This window comes from Glutamicibacter sp., from assembly GCF_032154645.1.
Lineage (GTDB): Bacteria > Actinomycetota > Actinomycetes > Actinomycetales > Micrococcaceae > Glutamicibacter.
In genome coordinates this window covers 1-21,946 of sequence record NZ_JALDXV010000020.1, presented here as the reverse complement: position 1 = coordinate 21,946, position 21,946 = coordinate 1, and the positions used below count along the sequence as shown (strand labels likewise).

The 21,946-nt window shown below is 60.1% G+C and carries 16 protein-coding genes; 6 read left to right on the top strand and 10 right to left on the bottom strand.

Annotated elements, in window-relative coordinates:
• Window positions 1–30: 30 nt before the first annotated feature.
• Window positions 31–489, bottom strand: coding sequence for a dUTP diphosphatase (gene dut, locus RUH64_RS14150; RefSeq protein ID WP_313814223.1), 459 nt, complete (start codon window positions 487–489; stop codon window positions 31–33).
• A gap of 139 nt (window positions 490–628) precedes the next feature.
• Here dut and RUH64_RS14145 point away from each other — a divergent pair, with 139 nt between their 5' ends.
• On the top strand, window positions 629–1,150 hold the full coding sequence (locus RUH64_RS14145) for a DUF3093 domain-containing protein (RefSeq protein ID WP_313814222.1): 522 nt from the start codon (window positions 629–631) through the stop codon (window positions 1,148–1,150).
• A 61-nt stretch (window positions 1,151–1,211) separates the two neighbouring features.
• Here RUH64_RS14145 and RUH64_RS14140 read toward each other — a convergent pair whose 3' ends face one another.
• Window positions 1,212–1,508 carry a DUF4193 family protein gene (locus RUH64_RS14140; RefSeq protein WP_313814221.1) on the bottom strand — a complete coding sequence of 99 codons (297 nt, stop codon included), beginning with the start codon at window positions 1,506–1,508 and terminating at the stop codon, window positions 1,212–1,214.
• A gap of 265 nt (window positions 1,509–1,773) precedes the next feature.
• Between RUH64_RS14140 and sepH the strand changes: the two genes are divergently transcribed.
• Entirely contained in the window at window positions 1,774–2,829 is a 1,056-nt protein-coding gene (gene sepH / locus RUH64_RS14135) for a septation protein SepH (protein ID WP_313814220.1), read from the top strand.
• A 71-nt stretch (window positions 2,830–2,900) separates the two neighbouring features.
• On the opposite strand, the gene RUH64_RS14130 is transcribed toward sepH, so the two are convergent.
• The 3 genes from RUH64_RS14130 to RUH64_RS14120 are packed head-to-tail and all read right to left on the bottom strand — an operon-like array spanning window position 2,901 to window position 7,387.
• On the bottom strand, window positions 2,901–4,073 hold the full coding sequence (locus RUH64_RS14130) for an alkaline phosphatase family protein (protein WP_313814219.1): 1,173 nt from the start codon (window positions 4,071–4,073) through the stop codon (window positions 2,901–2,903).
• 12 nt (window positions 4,074–4,085) lie between these two features.
• Window positions 4,086–4,673, bottom strand: a complete 588-nt coding sequence (locus tag RUH64_RS14125) for a DUF5998 family protein (RefSeq protein WP_313814217.1) — start codon at window positions 4,671–4,673, stop codon at window positions 4,086–4,088.
• 53 nt (window positions 4,674–4,726) lie between these two features.
• Entirely contained in the window at window positions 4,727–7,387 is a 2,661-nt protein-coding gene (locus tag RUH64_RS14120; protein WP_313814215.1) for a GNAT family N-acetyltransferase, read from the bottom strand.
• A 98-nt stretch (window positions 7,388–7,485) separates the two neighbouring features.
• Here RUH64_RS14120 and RUH64_RS14115 point away from each other — a divergent pair, with 98 nt between their 5' ends.
• Window positions 7,486–10,098: a DNA topoisomerase IV subunit A gene (locus tag RUH64_RS14115; protein WP_313814214.1), complete on the top strand. Its 2,613-nt coding sequence runs from the start codon at window positions 7,486–7,488 to the stop codon at window positions 10,096–10,098.
• A 19-nt stretch (window positions 10,099–10,117) separates the two neighbouring features.
• Here RUH64_RS14115 and cydC read toward each other — a convergent pair whose 3' ends face one another.
• From cydC to RUH64_RS14100, 3 genes are read right to left on the bottom strand one after another with little or no spacing between them, the layout of a single operon-like run.
• Window positions 10,118–13,447, bottom strand: a complete 3,330-nt coding sequence (gene cydC / locus RUH64_RS14110) for a thiol reductant ABC exporter subunit CydC (protein ID WP_313814213.1) — start codon at window positions 13,445–13,447, stop codon at window positions 10,118–10,120.
• Between the two features lie 34 nt (window positions 13,448–13,481).
• A complete protein-coding gene (gene cydB, locus RUH64_RS14105; RefSeq protein ID WP_313814212.1) occupies window positions 13,482–14,504 on the bottom strand; it encodes a cytochrome d ubiquinol oxidase subunit II in 1,023 nt (340 codons plus the stop codon).
• Between the two features lie 27 nt (window positions 14,505–14,531).
• Entirely contained in the window at window positions 14,532–16,133 is a 1,602-nt protein-coding gene (locus RUH64_RS14100; RefSeq protein ID WP_313814210.1) for a cytochrome ubiquinol oxidase subunit I, read from the bottom strand.
• A gap of 415 nt (window positions 16,134–16,548) precedes the next feature.
• Here RUH64_RS14100 and RUH64_RS14095 point away from each other — a divergent pair, with 415 nt between their 5' ends.
• The gene (locus tag RUH64_RS14095) at window positions 16,549–16,920 is read left to right on the top strand and encodes a BlaI/MecI/CopY family transcriptional regulator (RefSeq protein ID WP_141366760.1); all 372 of its coding nucleotides are present in this window, start codon (window positions 16,549–16,551) and stop codon (window positions 16,918–16,920) included.
• Between the two features lie 23 nt (window positions 16,921–16,943).
• Complete coding sequence (locus tag RUH64_RS14090) at window positions 16,944–17,909, top strand: M56 family metallopeptidase (protein ID WP_313814209.1); 966 nt, start codon at window positions 16,944–16,946, stop codon at window positions 17,907–17,909.
• 73 nt (window positions 17,910–17,982) lie between these two features.
• Here RUH64_RS14090 and RUH64_RS14085 read toward each other — a convergent pair whose 3' ends face one another.
• The gene (locus RUH64_RS14085) at window positions 17,983–20,091 is read right to left on the bottom strand and encodes a DNA topoisomerase IV subunit B (RefSeq protein WP_313814208.1); all 2,109 of its coding nucleotides are present in this window, start codon (window positions 20,089–20,091) and stop codon (window positions 17,983–17,985) included.
• 220 nt (window positions 20,092–20,311) lie between these two features.
• Between RUH64_RS14085 and RUH64_RS14080 the strand changes: the two genes are divergently transcribed.
• Window positions 20,312–20,536 carry a hypothetical protein gene (locus tag RUH64_RS14080; RefSeq protein WP_313814207.1) on the top strand — a complete coding sequence of 75 codons (225 nt, stop codon included), beginning with the start codon at window positions 20,312–20,314 and terminating at the stop codon, window positions 20,534–20,536.
• Between the two features lie 175 nt (window positions 20,537–20,711).
• Here RUH64_RS14080 and RUH64_RS14075 read toward each other — a convergent pair whose 3' ends face one another.
• Window positions 20,712–21,920: an RNA polymerase sigma factor gene (locus RUH64_RS14075; protein ID WP_313814205.1), complete on the bottom strand. Its 1,209-nt coding sequence runs from the start codon at window positions 21,918–21,920 to the stop codon at window positions 20,712–20,714.
• Window positions 21,921–21,946 lie beyond the last annotated feature (26 nt).

Here is a 21,946-nt window from a genome sequence, read left to right as displayed (position 1 = left end):
TTTAAAAGATCGTCGTACTTCTAAGAGTACTTAGTTCGCGCCGAATCCGCCGGTCGATCCGAAACCGCCGGCTCCGCGGGCCGAGTCGTCGAGGGAATCGACCGAGATGAAGACAGCCTGCTCAACTTTTTGGATCACCAGCTGGGCAATGCGGTCTCCGCGGTTGATTTCGAAGGGCTGGTCCTTGTCGGTGTTCAGCAAGGTGACCATGATCTCTCCACGGTAGCCAGCATCCACCGTACCCGGCGCGTTGACCACGGTGATGCCGTGCTTGGTTGCCAGTCCGCTGCGTGGATGCACCAAACCTACATAACCGTGTGGAAGGGCAAGTGCGATCCCCGTGGCAACCAGTGCGCGCTGTCCCGGCTCAAGTACCAGCGAAGTCCGCGCATGCAGGTCAGCACCCGCATCTGAAGGATGTGCGTAGCTCGGCACCGGAAGTTCTGGGTCAAGCATCTTGATCGAAATCTTGATCGTAGGCTCAGTCATCGTTGTTAGTTAGTCCTCAGGGAATTTTAAAGGTTGCTGGATCCAGCAATTGCTGGACACAACTCTATCGCGGCCCCGCGGCCAACCAGACAAGCCCCGATGATTCTACGCGCCGTAAAAGATTGCATAGACTGTAACCATGAGTAACACCAGCCCAGAGGCTTCCAACGTACTTTTCCATGAGAAGATCTGGCCATCGTTCGGTTCATGGATGTGGCCAGTTCTCATTTCTGCTACCGGCGGCGTTGCCTTCGCCCCGGTAAACGTTGCACTGGGTTGGACGGTTGGCTTCGTCTTGATGATCGCCTTGGCCACCATCATGATTCTGCGCGTTCCAAGCATCGAGGTCACCAATGACATGGTCACCGTGGGCCGGGCCAGCATTGAACGCAAGTACATCGGCCAAGTCATCGGCTACCGCGGAGACGAAGCATTCAAACAGCGTGGACAGAAGCTGCACGGTTTGGCTTATATGCTGCTGCGCGGCTACCTCGATGCGGTGGTTCGGCTCGAAGTAATCGATGAACGCGATTCCACCCCCTACTGGCTGGTTTCCACGCGTCGCCCGGAGGAATTCACCGCGGCCCTGGGAGGGGTCATGTATGAGTTCACCGAGGAAGGGAAGCAGGAATCCGCCTTGGAGGACGAAGAGAATAATTAACAATGAAGCCGAGCCCAGGGGCTCGGCTTCATTGTTTTAACCGGTGTTGTCAGCGCAAAGATTATCCTTCGCACTCCGAACAGAACTTCTGTCCGCCATCTTCACGCGCCAGTTGCGATCGGTGGCGCACCATGAAGCAGGCGGCACAGGTGAATTCATCGGCCTGCTCCGGAACGATGTCGATGTTGGCTTCTTCGGCGGGAGCTTCACCGCCGGGAAGAACATACTCCTCCGCTAATGCGCGCTCCCCCTCGTCGACAAGGTTTGCCATCGCCGCAGTTTTCCCCTGCTTCAGCTCGGCAATCTCGCGGGCGCGCTGCGATTCGTCCAGAGTTGAGTGTGCGGCAGCAGAATCCATAGCCATAGTCTGTGTTTGCTCTTTCCTCAAGAAAACGTGGATGGAAAGTCCTTCCTGAACTGGAAAACTTTCCGGCTAGAAGTATAACCATCAAACCGGGCAGAACCTTCCCGCAGCCTGCTGATCTGCCGCCGGTAAAAGTGCAACATTGCTGTGAATCCTGAACTTGGTGACGAATCTTGCGCCACGCCCCGGCCGGTGGTAGGAAATTACGCTCACAAGTGGCAGAGTTTTACACAGTAAGTGAACTGTGTGGAGGGTAGTAATGCGTCAGCTGAGACTGGTAGGAATTCATGAAAATGGTTCCAGTTTGCAGGTCAGCAGCGATGACGGGATGAGCTTTGAGCTGCCCGTTGACGATGCACTGCGTAGCGCCATGTCCGAAATCGCTCGGGCTAGGGCTCCGCGCAACCGCGAAGAATCCTCCGTGCATTCGCCACGTGAGATTCAGGCCCGGGTCCGCGCCGGCGCCTCGGCCTACGAGCTGTCCCTTGAATGGGACATGCCAATTGAAGCCATCGTCAAGTACGAGGGCCCGGTGCTGGCAGAACGTGAACACATCGCAGAGCTCGCACGCCGGGTTGAAGTCTCAGGCCCGCAGACCGATGCCGAATACCGCGATGTCTTCGGCGAAGAGCCTGCCGATCTGGGTGCCATGGTTGATCACCGCTTGTACCAGTTGAACATCGACAGCACCACCGCCCGCTGGAATTCTTGGAAGGATCCAGAAGGCCAGTGGATCGTGACCGTCGAATTTGATTCCCCACTTCCGGCAGAGAACGTCGAAACGCTGGAGAACGAGACCACCCAGAGCGAAAACATTGCCCGCTGGGCTTTCACCCCATCGCGCCGAAGCCTGAAGAACTTGAACCGCTGGGCCCAGACCCTCAGTGAACAGGTCGCCCCGGAATACTTCCGCCCGGTCTCTGCCCTGTCGCAGGTCGACAATGAGCCGGCCGCACCGGTGGCCCCGGAGCCGGATGAAACCGAAGAACTCATCTCCCTGCTCAACGCGCGCCGCGGACAACGCAATAAGGATCAGGATCCCGATCGCGAGGCACGCTACAACGAAATCATTGAGCGCGGCATGAGCAAGTACGACGCCGAAGAAGATGATTCGATTCCGCACCTTTCCCAGGGCATCTCCCCGCGCACCTCGCAGCTGGTAGTCGTGACTGACGCCGAAGAGGGACAGCCCGAGGGTTCCAAGGGTGAGAACGAGCAACAGGATGACAATGGTGCCCGCAAGGCCAAACGTTCATCGGTTCCCAGCTGGGACGACATCATGTTCGGCAAGCGCAAGAAGGACACCGACTCCTAAGCAGTCATTGCACACAGCAGACAACGAAACTGGCCCCGCCGAAAATTTTCGGCGGGGCCAGTTTCGTTGATTTACGGCGTGCGGTATTTGATCAGCGGAACAAAGCGCTCGGCTGCGGTCAGCGACCCGTGCTGCCCGACCATGTCAAAGGCCATCGGCTTCACCCGGCGTCCGTCGTACAGCGCAATGGACTCGGCGGCCAGGATCAACAGATCGCCCAACCGTGCAGCATGTTTTTCTGAGATCTCGCCGAAGTAGCCGAGTTCTATGGCTTCGTCGCGGCTCAGGATCCACGCCTTGGAACCAAAGGCGCCCTGCCAGGCATCGCGCACCGCCTGACGCTGCTGAACACTGGCATCGGCGGCAAATGTCAGCTGCACCCCGCGGGGTTCGCCGCTGGTCAGCTCCACCCCGTCGACGAGCTCCGGTTGGGTGCTGTAGTCATAGCGCTGCGAAGCAGGAATATCCACCATGCCGTGATCGCCCGTGATCAGCACGGTGGTCTGCTCGGGCAATTTGGCGACCAGGCTCTTGACCACATAGTCGAGCTCTTCGAGCGTGTCCCGCCACTGGGGCGAGTCCACGCCGTACTTGTGGCCCGCCTTGTCCAGTTCATTGAAGTAGATGTAGACCAACGCATTGCGGTGCTTGGCAAAGATCTCTGCAGCCGCACGCGAGCGGGCGGTTGCCTGCTGAGCGGCAACGAACTTGGGCCCGCGCAGCGCTGCCTTGGTCAACGAGGAATTCGCAAACTGCGAGATGGACACGGTGCCTACATGGATGCCCTGCTCCGCGGTCTTCTCAAAAACCGTGGGGTGCTGCTGCCATGTCAACGGGTCCAGATCACCGGGCCAACCGCCCAGCTGATTGACCACTCGCCGCTTGACCGGATCGATCACATCGTAGCCAACCATGCCGTGAACACCCGGGGCCACCCCGGTGGCGAGGCTGCTCAGCGACGTGGCGGTGGTTGAGGGGAACGCGGTGCCGACCTTCTGTGCCCGCTCGAAATGCGATCGCAAAAATGGTGCGTGGCCAAGGTGCGCCTTGAGCTGGTTCCAGCCGAGCCCGTCGATCATGATCAGCGCCACGCGTTTGGTGGGCTCCAAGCCCAAGGCATTCGCATACCCTGGCACGCCCAGGGCGTGGGCGGCCGAAGGGAGAACTTCTGCCAGCGTTGAAACGCCATAGGCCGGCGCTGCCGGGATTTTCTGCTCTGGCACGGGAAGATGGGTGGAAGTCACGTGGTGGGGTTCCTAGCAGATCGTTGCCAGGCGCAGGCGCACCGCAAATTCTCGGGCCTTGTCTACCGCCACCTGGCCATCGGCTTCGGCACTGACCCGAAGGACCAGATCCTCGGGCTGCGAGGTGCCGTTTAGACCATGATCCGCGTCGCACTCAGGGTCTCCGCAGCTGGCGGGCGCCAGGTCGATGCGTTTGGTGCCGTCCCAGGACAGGCCGAAGGTCAGCTCGCGTACCGGATCGGTCACCGAGTAATGCTGCGGCTGGTGGTAGACGAAGCTGGTGGCCACCGATTCAATGCGCGAGAGGCCGATCATTTCCACCGATACCTGCGCCATCACGTCATGGCCGTGGTCGTCGAGCTGCTGGTCGTCCACGTGCACGATGAACAGCACCTTGTCGCTGCGCACCATCACCGTGATATGGCGGTGCACCTCGGTGTGGTCAAAGTGAGTCTCCAGATGCAAAAGGTGGTCAACTACCGGCTGATCCAACATGGCTTCAGCCAGCACATCCTGAATCATTTGCGGATAAAAGCCTGCGCGAACCAGATCATTTTGAAGATCGGCGCCGGCAGTCGTCGAATATGTTGCAGAGCTCATGACTCAATTCTAACCAGTTGGGCGTTGACGCCGCTTCTTCTGTGTCGTGCGCCCTAGCTGCGCATGGCGCGGCGGATGCTGTCGGTGCGCTGTTGAGCGTTGCCGATTTTCAGGCTGACGCCCAAAACGCTGAGCGAACTCGCCGACACCGACACCGGGGCAAAATTCGCGACGGTCACCTCCGGGTGGTTGTCTTTGAGCAGCGACACCCTGGTGATGAAGTCGCTGAGCAGCTCTATGTCCACCGCCGGCAGCCCCTGATAACCGAAGAGCCGCGCGCTGCTGCGCGGCCTGTGAATCAGTAGCCTCAGGTCGGTGGCGGAAAACGGCGGCACCCCGTGGGCCCAGTCGTCAAGCAGGTTCACTGCGTCTCCGCTCAATCCGAATGACACCATGGGACCGAGCAGCGGATCCTCTATCCCCCGCACCACGCAGGCCTGCCCCGCGGCGGCCATGCTCTGCACCTCCAACGACAACACGCCATAGCCTGCCATGAGGGCGCTCATGTGGGCGAAGTTCGCGCGCAGGCTCTGTTCGTCCGGGATGTCCAGCCGTACTCCTCCCAGGTCCAAACGCTGGCGCAGGTCAGGGTCGTTGGCTTTAAGGACGACGGGCCAACCCAGCTCGCCGGCCGCCTGAACTGCCTCGTCGGCGGTGGCCACCACTTTGGAGCCGAAGAACGAAAGACCGTAGAACCCAAGCAGCTTCAGGCTTTGCGCCTCGTCCAGTTCGAGCAGTTCGGTGCCGGTCACCCTTGCCGCAAGCTCGTGCAGATACTCCGCCGCTCCTTCGACATCCAGGCCTTCGGGCTCGACCAATGGTTCAAAGGGAATGTTCAACCATTGACGGTAGCCATGGGCCTTGGCCAGCGCACCGATTGCCGCGGTGGGCGAGGTGTACACGGGTACCCCGTAGTGCACTCCCCCGGTGATGCTGTGGTCCACCAGCCCCGGCAGCACGGCAATGACCGGCTTGTCCTGGGTGGAAAATTCTCCAAGGACCTCAAGCACCGCTCGGGTCGCAATTCCCGGGTGCGGCAGTTGGGCAAGGATCACGCTGTCAAGCTCCGGGTCATTGACCAGTCGAGAAATTCGGCCGCGAAGCTGTTCAATGAGCCGCGGCTGGCCGTCGGTGTAGTCCAATTCTTCTCGTTCGGCGCGTGGCTGCAGGTGGCGTTCCTGGGCGACATCGCACACCACCTCGGCCAAGGTCAGCGAATTGGACAGCACCCCAATGCGCGGTCCACGTGGAGCCTCGTAGGTTGAGAGCAGTCCGGCGACGTCCATGAGTTCTTCGACGGAGCGCACCCTGATCACCCCGGATTGACGCAGCATGGCGTTCAGCGCGCCGCTGGGCGCCTGGCCGATGCCGGCCGCATGCCCCGGCGGGAGCCTGCGGCCCAAGAGGTCCGACTTGGCAACGATCACCGGTTTGCTGCGGGCCAGTCGGCGGGCGATTCTTGCAAACTTGCGCGGGTTGCCAAAGGATTCCAGGTGCATGGCCACCAGGCCGGTGCGGGGGTCGTCTTCGAAATACTGCATTGCGTCGTTGCCCGACAGATCAGCGCGCAGCCCCGAAGAGATCGAACTGCTGATGCCCACGCCGTGTTGCACGCCGACGCCTTGAAGGATCATGCCCATGGAGGCCGACTGGCTGAACAAGCCCACGTTGCCTGCGACGGGTGCCACGTCGGCTCCTGAAATATGCAGGTTGATCGCCGGGTCGGTGTTGATCAACCCCAGAGAGGCCGGTCCGATGACTCTCATGCCGTTGGCGCGGGCCAGCGAAACGAGTTCGCGCTGCCGGCTCAGCCCCTCGACGCTCTCGTAGCCGGCGCTCATGATTACCAAACCCTTGACCCCGTGGGCTCCGCAGTCTTCAATGACCGCACTCACCTGGTCGCGGGGTACGCAGATCACCGCCAGATCAACCGGGTCGGGAATCTCGCTGACCTTTCCGTAGGCCATCAGACCGCCAACTTCAATGGCTGAGCTGTTGACCGCATAGACGCGGCCCGTGTAGCCGCCCTCGACCAGTCGGTGCAGCACGCTGTTGCCCAATTTGCCCCAGTGCCTGCTGGCTCCGATCACGGCGATCGACTTCGGGGCCAGCACCCCTGCCACGCTGCTGGCCTCCGCACGGTGCTCGCGGGCCTCGGTGACCTCACGGGATCTGTCGGTGGGGTTGATCGAAAATTCGAGCATGACCACGCCATCTTCAAAGTGGCGTGCCACGTTGTAGCCGGCATCGGAGAAGACGGTGAGCATCTTGCGATTTTCGGGCAGGACTTCGGCGGTGAATCGGGTGATGTCGTTCTCACGCGCCGCGGCGGCTAGATGTTCCAGGAGGATGGATCCGATGCCCGTGCCCTGGTAGTCGTCGGACACGTTGAATGCCACTTCGGCTTCGGCGGGATCTTCAAGCCGGTCATACCGTCCGACGCCGATGATACTGTTGCCACGCAATACGGTAAAGGCAACGCGGTTGGCGTAGTCGACGTGGGTGAAGCGCTCAAGCTCTTTAGGGGTCAAGGATGACTTGTACGTAAAATAGCGTAGGTATACCGAGGTTTCGGATTGTTTTCTGTGCATTTCCTGCAGCGCTTGGGCATCAGCCGGAGAAATCGGGCGAAGATGAGCAGTAGTTCCATCTCGCAGAACAACGTCTGCTTCCCAATGCGACGGATATGCCGCAGAAAGTTTACGATCCACCATAGGCTTAGGATAGTCGCGAGTTTGGTGCTGTGCCCAGTGGCAACACGCACCACCGCGCCCTCTAGGCACACTGAAGCAGATGAAGGAAAAACAGCGTCATGGCTCGAAAGAAGTCTGAAGATCTTCCAGCGGATTTCGTGGAAAATATCGTCGATATTGACGTCACGAGTGAAATGGAATCTTCATTCCTGGAGTACGCCTATTCGGTGATCTACTCCCGAGCACTGCCCGACGCCCGCGACGGACTCAAGCCCGTGCAACGCCGCATCCTGTTCCAGATGGCCCAGATGGGGCTTCGCCCGGAAAAGGGCCACGTTAAGTCGGCCCGTGTGGTCGGCGAAGTCATGGGCAAGCTGCACCCCCATGGTGACACGGCAATTTACGATGCCATGGTCCGCCTGTCGCAGGACTTCTCGCTGCGTCTGCCGCTGATCGACGGACACGGCAACTTTGGCTCACTGGATGACGGGCCGGCGGCCGCGAGGTATACCGAGGCGCGCTTGGCCGCCTCCGCGGTGGCGATGACCGCGAACCTCGATGAAGACGTGGTGAACTTCATCCCGAACTACGACAACCAGTTCATGCAGCCGGAGGTGCTTCCAGCCGCCTTCCCCAACCTCTTGGTCAACGGCACCACGGGCATTGCCGTGGGCATGGCGACGAATATGGCACCGCACAATCTGGGCGAGGTCATCGCCGCCGCCCAGCATCTGCTGGTGGAGCCTGATACCAGCGTCGACGAACTGATGAAGTTCATTCCGGGCCCGGACCTGCCATCGGGCGGCACCATTGTCGGACTCGACGGGATCAAGGACGCCTACCGCACCGGCCGCGGACTGTTCCGCACCCGCGCCACCGTGGCCCTGGAGAAGATTTCCGCCCGCAAGTCGGCGCTGGTAGTCACCGAGCTGCCCTACACCGTCGGCCCTGAAAAGGTCATCGAGAAGATCAAGGACGGGGTCAACAACAAGAAGATCTCCGGCATCTCCGATGTGGTCGACCTGACAGACCGCCACAACGGGCTCAAGCTCGTGATCGAACTGAAGAACGGCTTCAACCCGAACGCCGTGCTTGCAAGCCTGTACAAGTACACCCCGATGGAAGACTCCTTCGGCATCAACAACGTCGCCCTGGTCAACGGCCAGCCGCAGACCCTGGGGCTGCGCGAATTGCTGACGGTGTATGTGGACCACCGCCTGAACGTGGTGCGCCGCCGCACCTCCTACAGGTTGACCAAGCGCGAGGACCGCTTGCACCTGGTCGAGGGCCTGCTGATCGCGATCGTAGACATCGACGATGTCATCGCCATCATCCGCTCCTCCGAGCAGACCGCCGAGGCCCGCGAGCGGCTGATGAGCGTCTTCGACCTGTCCGAGGCTCAGGCGAACCACATCCTTGAACTGCGCCTGCGCCAGCTGACCAAATACTCGCGCCTTGAGTTGGAGACCGAGGCAGAGCAGCTGCGCAAGGAAATCGAGGAGCTGCGGGCGATCCTGAATTCCGACCAGCTGCTGCGCGAACTGGTTTCCAGCGAGCTCGGTGAGATGGCTGAAACCTTCGGCACCGACCGCCGCACCAAGCTTGCCAAAAACGCCGAACTCCAGCCGCTGCGCGGCACCGCGTTGCCAGAGGCCATCGGCACCGGCAAGAAGGCGACCCTGGCCATGGAAGTTTCAGACACGCCATGCTGGGTGCTGCTTTCGGCGACGGGGCAGATCGCCAGGACCCACGGGCGTGAACCGCTGGACTATTCGGCCGCACGCATCAAGCACGACGTGCTCATCTCGCAGGTGGCTACCTCTGCCCGCGGCGAGATCGGCGCACTGACCTCCACAGGGCGGATCTTGCGCGTGTCGATGATCGATGTTCCGGTGCTCCCCGAGTCGCACGGATTCCCGCAGCTGGCCCAGGGAGTGGCGGTGAACGACTTCCTCAAGCTGCCCAAGGGAGAGTCGCTGGTGGCGTTGGTGCCGCTGAATCAGGTCCTGGCGCTGGGCACGCTGCAGGGCGTGGTCAAGAGGGTCACCCCGGACTACCCGCTGAACCGGGAAGAGTTCGAGGCGATTACGCTCAAGGACGACGACCGCGTGCTGGCCGCCGCGGTGGCCAATGACGAGGACGAGCTGGTGTTCCTCACGCGCAATGCCCAGCTGCTGCATTTCAGCGCTTCTGCGGTCCGCGCCCAGGGGCGCACCGGACGCGGCATGGCAGGCATCAAGCTCGCCGCAGACGACCAGGTCATCTACTTCGGTGTGATCGCCGCGGGAACCCCCGACGCGGTGGTGGCGACGATCGCCGCGGGCTCGGCAACCCTGCCTGGCACCTCAGGTCAGTCGGTGAAGCTGACGGCCTTTGCCGAGTTCCCGGCCAAGGGCCGCGCCACCGCCGGCGTGCGCGCCCACCGCTTTGTGAAGGGCGAGGACTACCTGAGCCTCGGCTACGCGGGCGCTGGCCCCGCACGCGCCAGCTCTTCCGCCGGTGTTGTGCGGGCGCTGCCCACCGAGTTCGGAAAGCGCGACGGCTCCGGCGCTCCGCTGGCGCAAAGCATCAATATTATCGGCGGCACCTTAGGCGCCACCCCGGCAGCGGCTCCTGCACCGGCAGCTCCGGTGCAGGAGCGGGCCGCGTTGCCCGCGGTGGCAAACGACAAGCCTGCTGTGCACCCGGGTGACGATACGCTGCCGTTCGACGATGGCGGGGTCCTGCTCTAGGCGGTACGCCGCGGCTGGATCAGGCTCGCTGCAGGGTCTTCGCTGCGAGGATGAGCTGGTGCTCGCAGCTGTGGGCAAGGCGCGCATCGTGGGTAATCAATACCACGGTGCGGCCTGTCAGGGCCCGGCGCAGGGAGCTCAGCAGCTCCAACGCTTCGTCTTGGCCCAGGTGCGCGGTGGGTTCATCAAGCAGGATCACCTGGTGCCCGCCGATCAGGGCGCGGGCCACCGCCAGCTTGCACCGCTGGCCGCCCGAAAGGCTGTGCCCGCCCGAGCCGATGCGCGTTGCCAGTCCCTGCGGCTGCAGCGCGTACCACTGCCCCAGTCCCACCCGTTCAAGTACTTCCTGCAGCTGCTGTTCGGTGACCTGCTGTTCGGGCCCCGCGCCAAGCAGCAGGTTGCGCTTGAGCGTGGAATCGAACAGGTGCGCCTCCTGCGGGCACCAGGCAACACTGTCGGGGTTGATAGCCCCCTGCATCCGTTCTCCCTTGGCATCCAGCGGGTACAGCTTGCCTTCGCGCACCTCAAGTGCGCCGAGCAGTGCCGTGAGCACCGTTGATTTGCCCGAACCCGACGGCCCTGTCACCGCGGTCCAGGCCGCTGGTTCGATGCGGGCGTCGAGCCCCTGCACCACCGCTGGGCCATTCCCGTAGCCCAAGCCGAGCCCCACGAGTTCAAAACCATAGACCGTCTGCGGTTCATCATCAACCGGTGACTGTGATGTTTCATCGTGCCCTATCGGAGCCAGGGAACGGGCGGAGAGCGAGTTCGTCAGTTCCTTCAGAGCGCTGGACAGCATCACAGCATTCAGTGCACCGACAGTGCAGTCGGCCAGGGCAAGCATCAACAGCACGGCGAGCGCCGTCATCGATGCCGATACCTGTGAGGCGGTGACCATCACGATGGCCGCTGCGGTGGTGGCCAGCGCCCCGAAGCTCGGCGCCAAGGCCCGGCCCAGCGCGTGGCGGCGGGCGGATTCGGTATTCTGCGCCTCCTCCTGCGCCAGCGCATCGAGCCGGGCATCCAGGCTGTCGAAGGCGCGCAGTGAGCTTTTATTGCGCAGGATGCCCAGGACCTGCTGGTTCATCCGCAGCCGATGGCGCAGTGCCTGCACCTGGTGCAGCCCTTCGACCCTGGCGATCACCCAGCGCCCGGGGAACGCCAGCAGCAGCGCCGATACCGCGGCGATGATGCCGAACTCGGGCTGGATGATCCACAGCACCAGAACGGAGCAGACCCACACCACCACCGCTTGAATCGGCGGGAATACGACCCTCGCCATGAGGTCGCGCAGTTCGTCCACCTCGGCCAGCAGGAAGCGCAGCACCACCGAGGATCGGCTGATCAGGCCCCAGCCGACGGGGTTGGCCACCATTGAGTTCCAGATCTTCTCGCGCAGTGCTGCCGCATAGCCCAGGACCGCGTCATGGATCGCCAGCTGTTCCAGGTAGCGCAGTGCTGCACGTCCGATGCCCAGGGTCCGCACCATCACGAAGGCAACCGTCAGCGTGAGGATTGCAGGCTGGTAGCTTGCCTGGACGATCAGCCACCCGCTGAGTGCGGCGAGACCCACGGCGCACATGACGCTCAAGGACCCGTAGAGGATGGCCAGCTTGGCTGGGCGGTAACCGGTGAGCAGTTCACGCCACGGACTGAAGTGTGATGTTGCCGCTGTGCCGCGCGGCGCTGCTGTTGGCACCCCCGCGGAAGGCTCTACGGCGGCAGGCTGGCGCATCGGCTCAAAGCGCTGTCCGTCAACCGAGGCGGCCGCGTTCTCCTGCGCCGCCACCTTCATGGACGGGTCGTGGCTGGCGATCAGCGCCGCGCAACGCTCGGGGAGCTGCTCGATCAGCAGCCTCACCTTGTGGGCGTTGGCCTCATCGAGGTGCGCGGTTGGTTCGTCGGCCAGCAAAAGTGTGCACCGTTCATCGGTGTGCAGGCGCACGATGGCCCGCAGCACCTCGAGCCTGCGCAGCTCTCCCGGCGAATACTCGCCGATTTCTTGTTCGAGCATGGCATCGAGCTCCAGCGCCGCGGCGAGTCGTGCCACCAGCTGGGGATCGGCGTCGGGGATGTCTTCGGCCAGCTGGGCGCTGCCGGTGGCAGCGTTGAACTGCGGGTGCTGGCTGATCATCGCCACAGTTCCGGCGACAAAGATCTGTCCGCTGACCTTCTGGGGATCGAAGCCGTTGTCGCTCGTGCAGGTGTCTGCGATCAGTCTCAGCAGCGTTGATTTTCCGCTGCCGCTGGCCCCGTCAAGCACCCGGTGCTCCCCCGGGGCAAGGCTCAGGTTGAACCCGTCGTAGATTGCTGCACCCTGCTGGTAGTGCAGGCTTAGATCCCGGATTTCCAGCAGGTTCTGCTCCTTGCGCGCGGTGGTGCTGCGCAGCGGCGCCGCCGGCACCGGTGCGATGATCTTTTCGTAGCGCTGGTAGGCTGCCAGCCCATCATCGGCCGCGTGGTAGGCGGAACCGACTTCGCGCAGGGCGCCGAAGAGCTCGGGGGCTAGGATCAGGATGCTCAGCCCGGCCGCCAGTTCCATGTTTCCGCCCACCAGGCGCACGCCGATCATCACCGCCAGCACTGCGACCGAGAGCGTGGAGATCAATTCAAGCCAGAAGCTTGAAAGGAAGACCGTCTTCAGGTTGGCCATGGTGGCCGTCCGATATTTTTCGCCGACGGCGCCGATGGCATTGCCGTGCCGGCGCGCCCGTCCCAGGCCAAGCAGTGCCGGCAGCCCCTGCGCGAGTTCATAGAGCTGGTGGGCCAGCGCATCCAGGCTCGACTGCGAAGCGCGCAGCGTGTCCTGGGTGTGCAGGCCGATCAATGCCATGAACAGCGGGACCAGCGGAATGGTCAGCACTAGCACCACGGCGCTGACCCAGTCGAGGCTGAAGATGAAGACGCCCAGCAGCAGCGGGACGATCACCGCGCCGAGCAGCGCCGGAATGAACTTGGTGAAATAGTCATCCAGCTTCTCAATGCCGTGGCTCGCAAGGGTTGCTGTGACGGGGATCGAGTTCTCGGCTTGCTCGGCGGGCAGGATACCCGGGCGTTGCGCAACTGTGCGGACCAGTTGGGCACGCATTTTCTCCTTGGCCCCGGATCCCATGCGCAACGAGGCGGTATTCAATCCCCAGACGCCCAGGACTCTTGCCACCGCACCAGCACTGGCTACCAACAGCAACGTCGTGCCGGGTTCGGCGCCATTGGCCATGGCGGCGATCCATTGGCCAAGGCCCAATGCGATCATGACCAGCCCGAGGGCTTTGAGCAGGCAGAAGGCCGAAAGTACCGCTAGCTGGCGTGGTGCGATCAGGTCCTTGGGCAAGAATCGTGGGGTGCGCATGAGGTGGGCTCTCTTCCTTTAAGCGGCGCAGGATCTAGACGACCGGTGTCACGGTGTGAGCCGCCGGGATGTGTTCTTCGCGGATGCGCTTGCGGAAGACCCAGTAGCTCCATGCCTGGTAGGCAAGCACCAGCGGCACGCCGAATGCTGCGACGATGCTCATCAGCTTCAGTGTGTATGGGGTACTCGAAGCGTTGTAGATGGTCAGGTCGAAGGCCGAGTCGATGCTCGAGGGCAGCACCACCGGGAAGGCGGCGGTGAAAATCGCGGCAACACCGGCAAGCAGCATGATGCCCAGGGCGATGAACGACGAGCCTTCCTTACCGGCCATGCCGAGCAGGAGGCTGGCGATCAGCCCCACCGCCGCTACTGCCAGCAGGGCCCAGGCCGCCGCGGAATCATTGCGCAGCACCACCACAAGTACCCAGAGCACCAGCGGGATGACCGCCGGGATCAGCCAGCGGGTGAACAGCCTGCCGGCACGAACGCGGATGGGACCGTCGGTCTTGAGCCGGATGAACGCCAGGGCGTGGATCCAGCAGAAGGCTACGACTGCTACGCCGCCGAGCACCGCATACCAGGTGAGCCAGGCGAAGGGTCCGCCCACGCGGTCTCCGTTGGCGTTCAACGGCAGCCCCAGCGTGGTCAACGCCAGCATGGCACCCACACCGAACGCTGCAACCAGCGAGCCATAGCCGAGGGCAGCATCCCAGAGTTTGATGCTCCGGCTGGTCTTTGCCTTACCGCGGTATTCAATGGAAACAGCGCGGAAGATCAAGGCGACCAGCACGATGGTCAAGGGGATGTACAGCGCCGAGAACAGCGACGCATACCAGTAGGGGAAGGCTGCGAAGGTAGCGCCGCCGGCGGTGAGCAGCCACACCTCGTTCCCGTCCCATACCGGACCGATTGTGTTGAGCAGGACGCGCTTGCGTTGTTCACTGGATCGACCGATGCCGATCATCATTCCCACACCGAGGTCGAATCCTTCAAGAAAGAGATAGCCGCACCAGAGCACAGCGATCAGCACGAACCAAAGGGCTGGCAACCACTCCATGTCAATACTCCTTAGTCTTGCCGTGGCCTAGTAGGCGAAGGCGAGCACATCGCCGTCGTCGCTGTCATCGTGCGTTACCGAGTCATCGGCGCCGGGCTTAGATTCGTGTTCAAGTTCGGGCATGGCCGATCCGACGCCGCCACGGATGTACCTGGTGAGCAGCACCAGTTCCACCACGAGCAGCACCGCGTAGACGGAGGTGAGCGTGATCAGCGAGAAGAGCAGCTCCCCCGCGGTGACCGTCGGGGACACCGAGGCCGCCGTATACATGAATACCTGGTCGATTCCGCCCATTTCCGGGTTAGGCGCCACGGTGAAGGGCTGGCGTCCCATTTCGGTGAAGATCCAGCCGGTGGCATTGGCTCCGAATGGGGCGGCGATACTGAGCAGGGCAATACGAGAGAGCCATTTATTGTCGGGGACGGTTCCCTTGCGGGTGATCCACAGGGTGACTGCTGCGGCGAGGGCCGCCAAGCCTCCAAAGGTGATCATCAGTCGGAAACCCCAGTAGGTCACTTCCATCACCGGAAGGTAATCGATTTCCTGTCCGGCATACTGTCCCATGCTTTCGTCGTCCGGGTAGTATTTGCCGTATTTCTCCTGGTACTCCGGGATCAAAGTGTTCACGCCCTTGACCTCGGTAGTGAAGTCGCCGTTGGCCAGGAATGAAAGCAGGCCGGGAACTTCGAACACCGCTACGACGTCGTCGCAGCTGGTGGCTCCCTTGGTGGTCACATCGCCCAGGGTCAGCACCGAGAAGCCGGTGCCGTCGTGGCAGGCGGCCTCTGCCGAAGCCATTTTCATTGGCTGCTGTTCGAACATCAGCTTGGCCTGTTCGTGACCAGTCAGGGCTACGCCCATGAAGGAAACCATGGCTACTACGGCACCGATGCGCAGCGACTTGATCCATACCTGGTAGTCGACCTTGTCGCGTCGCCTTCCCTTGGAAAGGTCCTCGCCGACGACGACTCGGCCATTGGCATCCACGGTGTCGATGCCGTCGCGACGGCGCCGGTACAGGTGGAACCACGAGATTCCCAGGAGGAATCCACCCGCTACTGCGAAGGCCCCAAAGAGTGTGTGAGGGAAGGTGATCAGCGCGGTGATATTGGTGAAGACCGCCCAGGCGTCGGTCATGACTGCGCGGCCGTCGACAATCTGCGTACCCACAGGGTGCTGCATCCAGGAGTTGGCAACCAGGATGAAGTAGGCAGAAAGCATGGTCGCCAGCGATGCAGCCCAAATTGTCAGCAGGTGCAGGAACTTTGGTAGCTTTTTCCAGCCGAAGATCCACAGCCCGAGAAAGGTCGATTCGACGAAGAACGCCAGCAGAGCCTCCATGGCCAGCGGTGCACCGAAGACGTCCCCTACATAGCGGCTGTATTCGCTCCAAGCCATCCCAAACTGGAATTCCTGAACGATACCGGTGGCGACGCCCATGATGAAGTTGATCAAGAACAGCTTGCCCCAGAACTTCGTCATTCGCAGCCAGTGTTCGTTTCCGGTTTTATACCAGAGTGTCTGCAGGACGGCGACGGTCAGCCCCAGGCCAATGGTCAGGGGCACCATTAGGAAGTGATACACGGTGGTAATGCCGAATTGCCAGCGCGCAATTTCTAATGCATCCATTGATTCCTCAATTGTCTTCGGTAGCAAAGCTATCCGTTTCTACGCATCGTAGAAACGAACTCACAGTCTCACCATAGAGCAATTTCGACAGTCTGTAGAAATTGAGACGCAGAGATGCTTTTCACGTCGAAAAAGTTCCCACCACACACACCCAATCAACGTGCCGCGCTGAGTGTAGTCATGTGATGCCCCTCACGTCTATAGTGCATTCGAAGCCGCAACCGGTAGCCCTTGCCAGCCTTGGCAACGCCTCGGGCGGAGAGAAAATCCAAAGAATGTACTCACCGCACACTTTTACGACATGTAGAAATATCGGAAGAAAATAGCTACAATGATATTTCCAAGCAGTAGATTTCTGGTCATTACGACCAAAAACCTGCTGTAACAGCAACTAAAGCAAGTGAGGTACAACCTAGTGGCCAGCCTTGGCGATCTGGAACGCTCCGTCATGGACCTGCTGTGGGACTCCGCAGAGCCACTCACCGCAAATGATCTTCGTGATGATCTTGCGGCACTTGGCACCGATGCGAAGGAACTCGCAGTCACTACGGTTTTGACCGTATTGGCGCGACTGGAGAAGAAGGGGCTTGTGATTCGCGAGCGAACCACCCGCCCTCATCGTTACACTGCGTCCTCGTCCCGCGAGGATCACACTGTTGGACTCCTAAATGAGGCCTTGGGCACAGCCCAAGACCGAGAAGCAGTCCTAGCCCGCTTTATCGGTGGAATCTCTGCAGATGAGGCAGCTTCCCTCCGTGCTATCTTAGACACTGTTAAGTCGGCCTAATTTACACGAATTTCAGGGATTGAGTGCTTCTCACCTCATATTTCCTAGCGGCGTTGGCTATTGCACTTGCATGGCCAACGCCGTTGGCGTTATCTAAAGCAAAATGGACCTCGCGTGCGCCAGTCCAAGCGGTGCTCCTTTGGCAAGCCATCGCGCTTGCCGGTGGCCTTTCGATGATTGGCTCGATGCTCGTCTGGGGTCTGTCGCCTCTAGGCGATGACCTGATTTCGGCATTGATTGCCGGTTGGAATCTTATTCGCGGACAAGAAGATGCAGAATATCCGGGGATCCTTCACCTATTTGCACTGTGCACCGCGTTTCTCTTCGGACTTCACCTCGTGCTCACACTTGCGCGAGCTGCATGGCGGACTACACGGCAGCGGGCCAAACACCGCCAACTATTGAAGCTCTTGAGCAATCCCTCAGAGACTCGCCCCAACACGCTAGTTCTGGACCACGACTTGCCGGTTGCCTATTGCGTCCCGGGTATCGCGCAATCTGTGACGGTGCTCAGCAGGGGACTGCTGACCCAGCTCTCCCCCGAAGAACAAGCCGCGGTCATTGCCCACGAAAGCTCACATCTTGATCAACGCCACGATTTATTGATACTGGCATTTACTGCCTGGCATGAAGCTCTCCCCTGGTTACCGACCTCAAAACTTGCACTTGAAGCAGTCCGGCAGCTCATCGAAATGCTTGCCGACGACAAGGCGCTTGAACAGGTCAACAGAAACACCCTGCTGACCGCCATTGTCACCGTTGCCGCGGCGGCGGCCAGCGACCCTGCAGGCGTACAGCAGACAAACACTTCCAATGCCGCCAAGGTAGGAATTCCCGGCGGAGAAGTGTCGTCCCTCCGGCTTAAACGCCTGCTGACGCCCGAACCTCCCTTAAGCAGGGCGCAGCGAGGATTCATTCTTGCCTGCACGATCCTCCTGCTGACATGCCCGACTGTCTTATTGATCGCCCCACGGCTGCTCGTTTGGTGATCACGCAATCGCACAAAAATGGTTGGTGTCCGGAATCCTAGGATTCTGGACACCAGCCATCGTGGTACTACGGCTATGCGTCGATTCGCTCGCGTTCCAAATCTTCGGCACCCGCGATAATAAAGCTCTTTCGTGGTGCCACGTCGGAACCCATCAATAGGTCAAAGACTTCTTCGGCCGCTTGGGCATGTTCAATGTTGACGCGGCGCAACATGCGATGCCGCGGGTCCATGGTGGTTTCTGCCAACTGATCGGCATCCATCTCGCCCAGACCCTTGTACCGCTGAATCGGCTCCTTGTAGCGCCGACCCTCTGTTTCAAGTTTGCTCAGCAGCCTCGTCATTTCCGCTTCCGAATAGGTGTAGACCACTTCATTCTGTTTGGCACCCGGGTTAATGATTTCGATGCGGTGCAGTGGCGGAACTGCAGCGTAGACACGTCCGTGTTCGATCATCGGACGCATATAACGGTAGAAGAGTGTCAGCAAAAGGGTTCGAATATGAGCGCCGTCTACATCAGCGTCAGTCATCAGGATGATCTTGCCATAGCGCGCTTGATCGATATCAAAGCTTCGACCTGAGCCTGCCCCAATGACCTGGATCATTGCAGCGCACTCCGTGTTGGAAAGCATGTCGGAGATCGAGGCTTTCTGTACATTGAGGATCTTGCCTCGGATCGGCAGCAGCGCCTGAAATTCGCTGGAACGTGCCAAACGGGCAGTGCCCAAGGCGCTGTCGCCCTCAACGATGAAAAGCTCCGAACGGCCAACTTCCTTGCTTCGGCAATCCAATAGCTTGACCGGAAGCGACGAAGATTCCAAAGCAGTCTTGCGACGCTGGGTTTCCTTGTGCATACGAGCCGAAACACGAGACTTCATCTCGTTGACGACCTTTTCCAACAAGGTGGCAGCTTCTGCTTTTTCCGAACGCTTCGTAGAAGCCAGGCGTTCGTTCAATGCTTTTTCAAGCACCTTGGAGACAACCTGACGCACCTGAGGGGTACCCAGAATTTCCTTTGTCTGTCCCTCGAATTGCGGCTCAGCAAGGCGAACGGTCAACACCGCTGTCATGCCGGCAAGGACATCATCCTTCTCCAGCTTGTCCTTCTGGCCGAATTTAAGCTTCCGTGCGTTGGCCTCAACATTCTTCCGGAATGACTTCAATAAAGCCTGTTCGAATCCGTTGGTATGAGTGCCGCCCTTGGGCGTGGCAATGATGTTGACGAAGCTGCGAAGGGTGGTGTCGTAACCAATCCCCCAACGCACAGCGATGTCGACCTCGCAAACGCGTTGGACATCTTCAATATGGCTTCGTCCGTTGGAATCAATGACAGGAACCTTTTCGTGGAAAGACCCGCTGCCGTGAATTCGCCAAATGTCGGTGACCGGAGAATCGGAGCTCAAAAAATCTACGAATTCGCTGATGCCGCCATCATGTTGGAAGACCTCTTCATGGGGTCCGTCGGCACCGGGAGTGTCAGGTAGTCCCCGCTCGTCACGCAGGGTGATGCGCAACCCTGGGACCAGGAATGAAGTCTGCCGTGCACGATCTTGAAGATCTGAATAGGAGAAGCGTGCATCCGGCGTGAAGATGAAATCATCCGACCAATAGCGGATTCGCGTACCTGTCACTCCGCGTTTCGCCTTGCCGATGACTTCCGGCGCAGTAGCTTCCTTGTGGGCGGTGAAGGTTGCGTCGGCTTTCTTCCGCCCCTTGTCCGCGAAGGTGCCTGGCTCGCCGCGACGGAACTGCATCGAATAAGTCTTGCCGCCGCGATCAACTTCAACGTCCAGACGCGACGACAGCGCATTGACTACCGAAGCGCCAACGCCGTGCAGGCCACCGGAAGCACTGTAGGAACCGCCACCGAATTTGCCGCCTGCATGCAGTTTGGTGAAAACGACTTCAAGACCGCTCAATCCGGTGCGCGGTTCAACATCAACTGGGATGCCGCGTCCGTCGTCTTGAACTTCAACGGAGCCATCCGCGTACAGGATGACGCTGATCGACTGGCCGAATCCGCCCAGTGCCTCATCGACGGAGTTGTCAATAATTTCCCACAGGCAGTGCATGAGTCCTCGGGAATCGGTAGACCCAATGTACATGCCGGGTCTTTTGCGCACTGCCTCCAGGCCTTCAAGAACCGAAAGGTGTCGTGCGCTGTAATTATCGGATGAGGCCACTGAGCTGCAATCTCCTACTGACGCGAAAAAGTACTACTTGAATTCCATTCTAGTCGTTACTTTGTTCGAATTCACGGCTATTGAGATGGTTGCGGTCCCGCTGGAGAACCTGAGACCTTATCCACATTTCGTACGCGGTGAGCGAAAGCACCTGCATTCGGGGATAAATTTGGGCTCGAAACTGGTTGTATAGAGTAACCATCAAATTAGGAGGCTGGCAATGACTACTACAACCCCTAGTCGTGAACTCAACGCCCTCGACCGGTGCGACCGTTGCGGTGCACAGGCCTATGTACGGGCCGTGCTAGCTTCCACCGGCGGCGAATTGCTTTTCTGTGCACACCACGCTCGAGACGTGGAGCCCAAGCTGCGCCCGCAAACTTCGCTGTGGCAGGACGAGTCCGCACGACTCTACGAGAAGCCAAAGGTCGACATCAAGGACTAAGCACCTTAGTCCGGTAAAGATTGCGCGCGGGCTGAATCATCGAAATGATGATTCAGCCCGCGCGTTTTTGCGCTGCTGACGGCATGATAGCGGGCCAGCTGCGTGAACTGCACGTTAAAAACTGCGGTCCAACACACCTTGAAAAGGCAGTTGGACCGCGGTGATAATGCAGACTTTAGTCTAGGTAATCGCGCAGAACCTGGGAACGAGAAGGATGGCGAAGCTTCGACATCGTCTTGGACTCAATCTGGCGAATACGTTCACGAGTCACACCGTAAACCTTGCCGATTTCATCTAAGGTCTTTGGCTGACCATCGGTCAAACCGAAGCGCATTGCAACGACACCAGCTTCACGCTCGGAGAGCGTATCCAGCACCGAGTGGAGCTGCTCCTGCAACAATGTGAACGACACAGCGTCGGCAGGCACAACAGCTTCGGAATCTTCAATCAGGTCGCCAAACTCAGAATCGCCGTCTTCGCCCAGCGGCGTGTGCAACGAAATTGGCTCTCGACCGTACTTCTGAACCTCAACAACCTTTTCAGGGGTCATATCCAGTTCCTTAGCCAACTCTTCTGGGGTTGGTTCACGGCCAAGGTCCTGCAGCATTTGACGCTGAACACGGGCCAGCTTATTGATGACTTCGACCATGTGGACCGGAATACGAATGGTTCGTGCCTGGTCTGCCATGGCGCGGGTGATGGCCTGACGGATCCACCAGGTGGCGTAGGTCGAGAACTTAAAGCCCTTGGTGTAGTCGAACTTTTCCACGGCGCGGATCAGACCCAGGTTGCCTTCCTGAATCAGATCCAAGAAGAGCATGCCACGACCCGTGTAGCGCTTTGCCAGCGAGACAACGAGGCGAAGGTTGGCTTCCAGAAGGTGATTCTTGGCAATCTTGCCGTCATGGATGATTTGCTCATAGTCCCAGCGCAAGCGCTGATCGATCGATCCATCATCATGGTCGAGCTTGTCCTGTGCGAAAAGACCAGCTTCGATACGCAGCGCGAGATCGACTTCCTGCTCGGCGTTCAGCAGTGCAACCTTACCGATCTGCTTGAGGTAGTCCTTCACCGGGTCGGCAGTTGCACCAGCGACCATGACCTGCTGCTGCGGGGCATCGTCGTCAGAGGTCGAAAGGGTGAAGCCCTTTGATTCATCCTCCGACTTATCATCATTCTTGGCGTCGGTGCCTGGCTCAGCATCGTCGTCAAGATCTTCAGGACCGTTAATTTCCTCGCCCTGGTCAGCGGAATCGCCTGCCGCTTTCTTGGTTCGCGCCTTGGTAGCGCGCTTCTTCGCTACAGGCTTGGTGGCCGTTTCCTCGGCCTCGTCAACCTCGACCTCAGTTGCCTTGCGATTAGCGTTCGTCTCAGAAGATGACACGAATAACCTTTCTAACGATGCGTTCC

What these genes read in the sequence shown, in the direction of transcription:
- RUH64_RS14120 (WP_313814215.1), bottom strand. Translation starts at nt 7,387, where the DNA reads ATGGTGGATCGTAAACTTTCTGCGGCATATCCGTCGCATTGGGAAGCA.
- cydB (WP_313814212.1), bottom strand. Translation starts at nt 14,504, where the DNA reads ATGGAGTGGTTGCCAGCCCTTTGGTTCGTGCTGATCGCTGTGCTCTGG.
- RUH64_RS14140 (WP_313814221.1), bottom strand. Translation starts at nt 1,508, where the DNA reads ATGGATTCTGCTGCCGCACACTCAACTCTGGACGAATCGCAGCGCGCC.
- sepH (WP_313814220.1), top strand. Translation starts at nt 1,774, where the DNA reads ATGCGTCAGCTGAGACTGGTAGGAATTCATGAAAATGGTTCCAGTTTG.
- RUH64_RS14100 (WP_313814210.1), bottom strand. Translation starts at nt 16,133, where the DNA reads ATGGATGCATTAGAAATTGCGCGCTGGCAATTCGGCATTACCACCGTG.
- cydC (WP_313814213.1), bottom strand. Translation starts at nt 13,447, where the DNA reads ATGCGCACCCCACGATTCTTGCCCAAGGACCTGATCGCACCACGCCAG.
- RUH64_RS14080 (WP_313814207.1), top strand. Translation starts at nt 20,312, where the DNA reads ATGACTACTACAACCCCTAGTCGTGAACTCAACGCCCTCGACCGGTGC.
- RUH64_RS14115 (WP_313814214.1), top strand. Translation starts at nt 7,486, where the DNA reads ATGGCTCGAAAGAAGTCTGAAGATCTTCCAGCGGATTTCGTGGAAAAT.
- dut (WP_313814223.1), bottom strand. Translation starts at nt 489, where the DNA reads ATGACTGAGCCTACGATCAAGATTTCGATCAAGATGCTTGACCCAGAA.
- RUH64_RS14125 (WP_313814217.1), bottom strand. Translation starts at nt 4,673, where the DNA reads ATGAGCTCTGCAACATATTCGACGACTGCCGGCGCCGATCTTCAAAAT.
- RUH64_RS14145 (WP_313814222.1), top strand. Translation starts at nt 629, where the DNA reads ATGAGTAACACCAGCCCAGAGGCTTCCAACGTACTTTTCCATGAGAAG.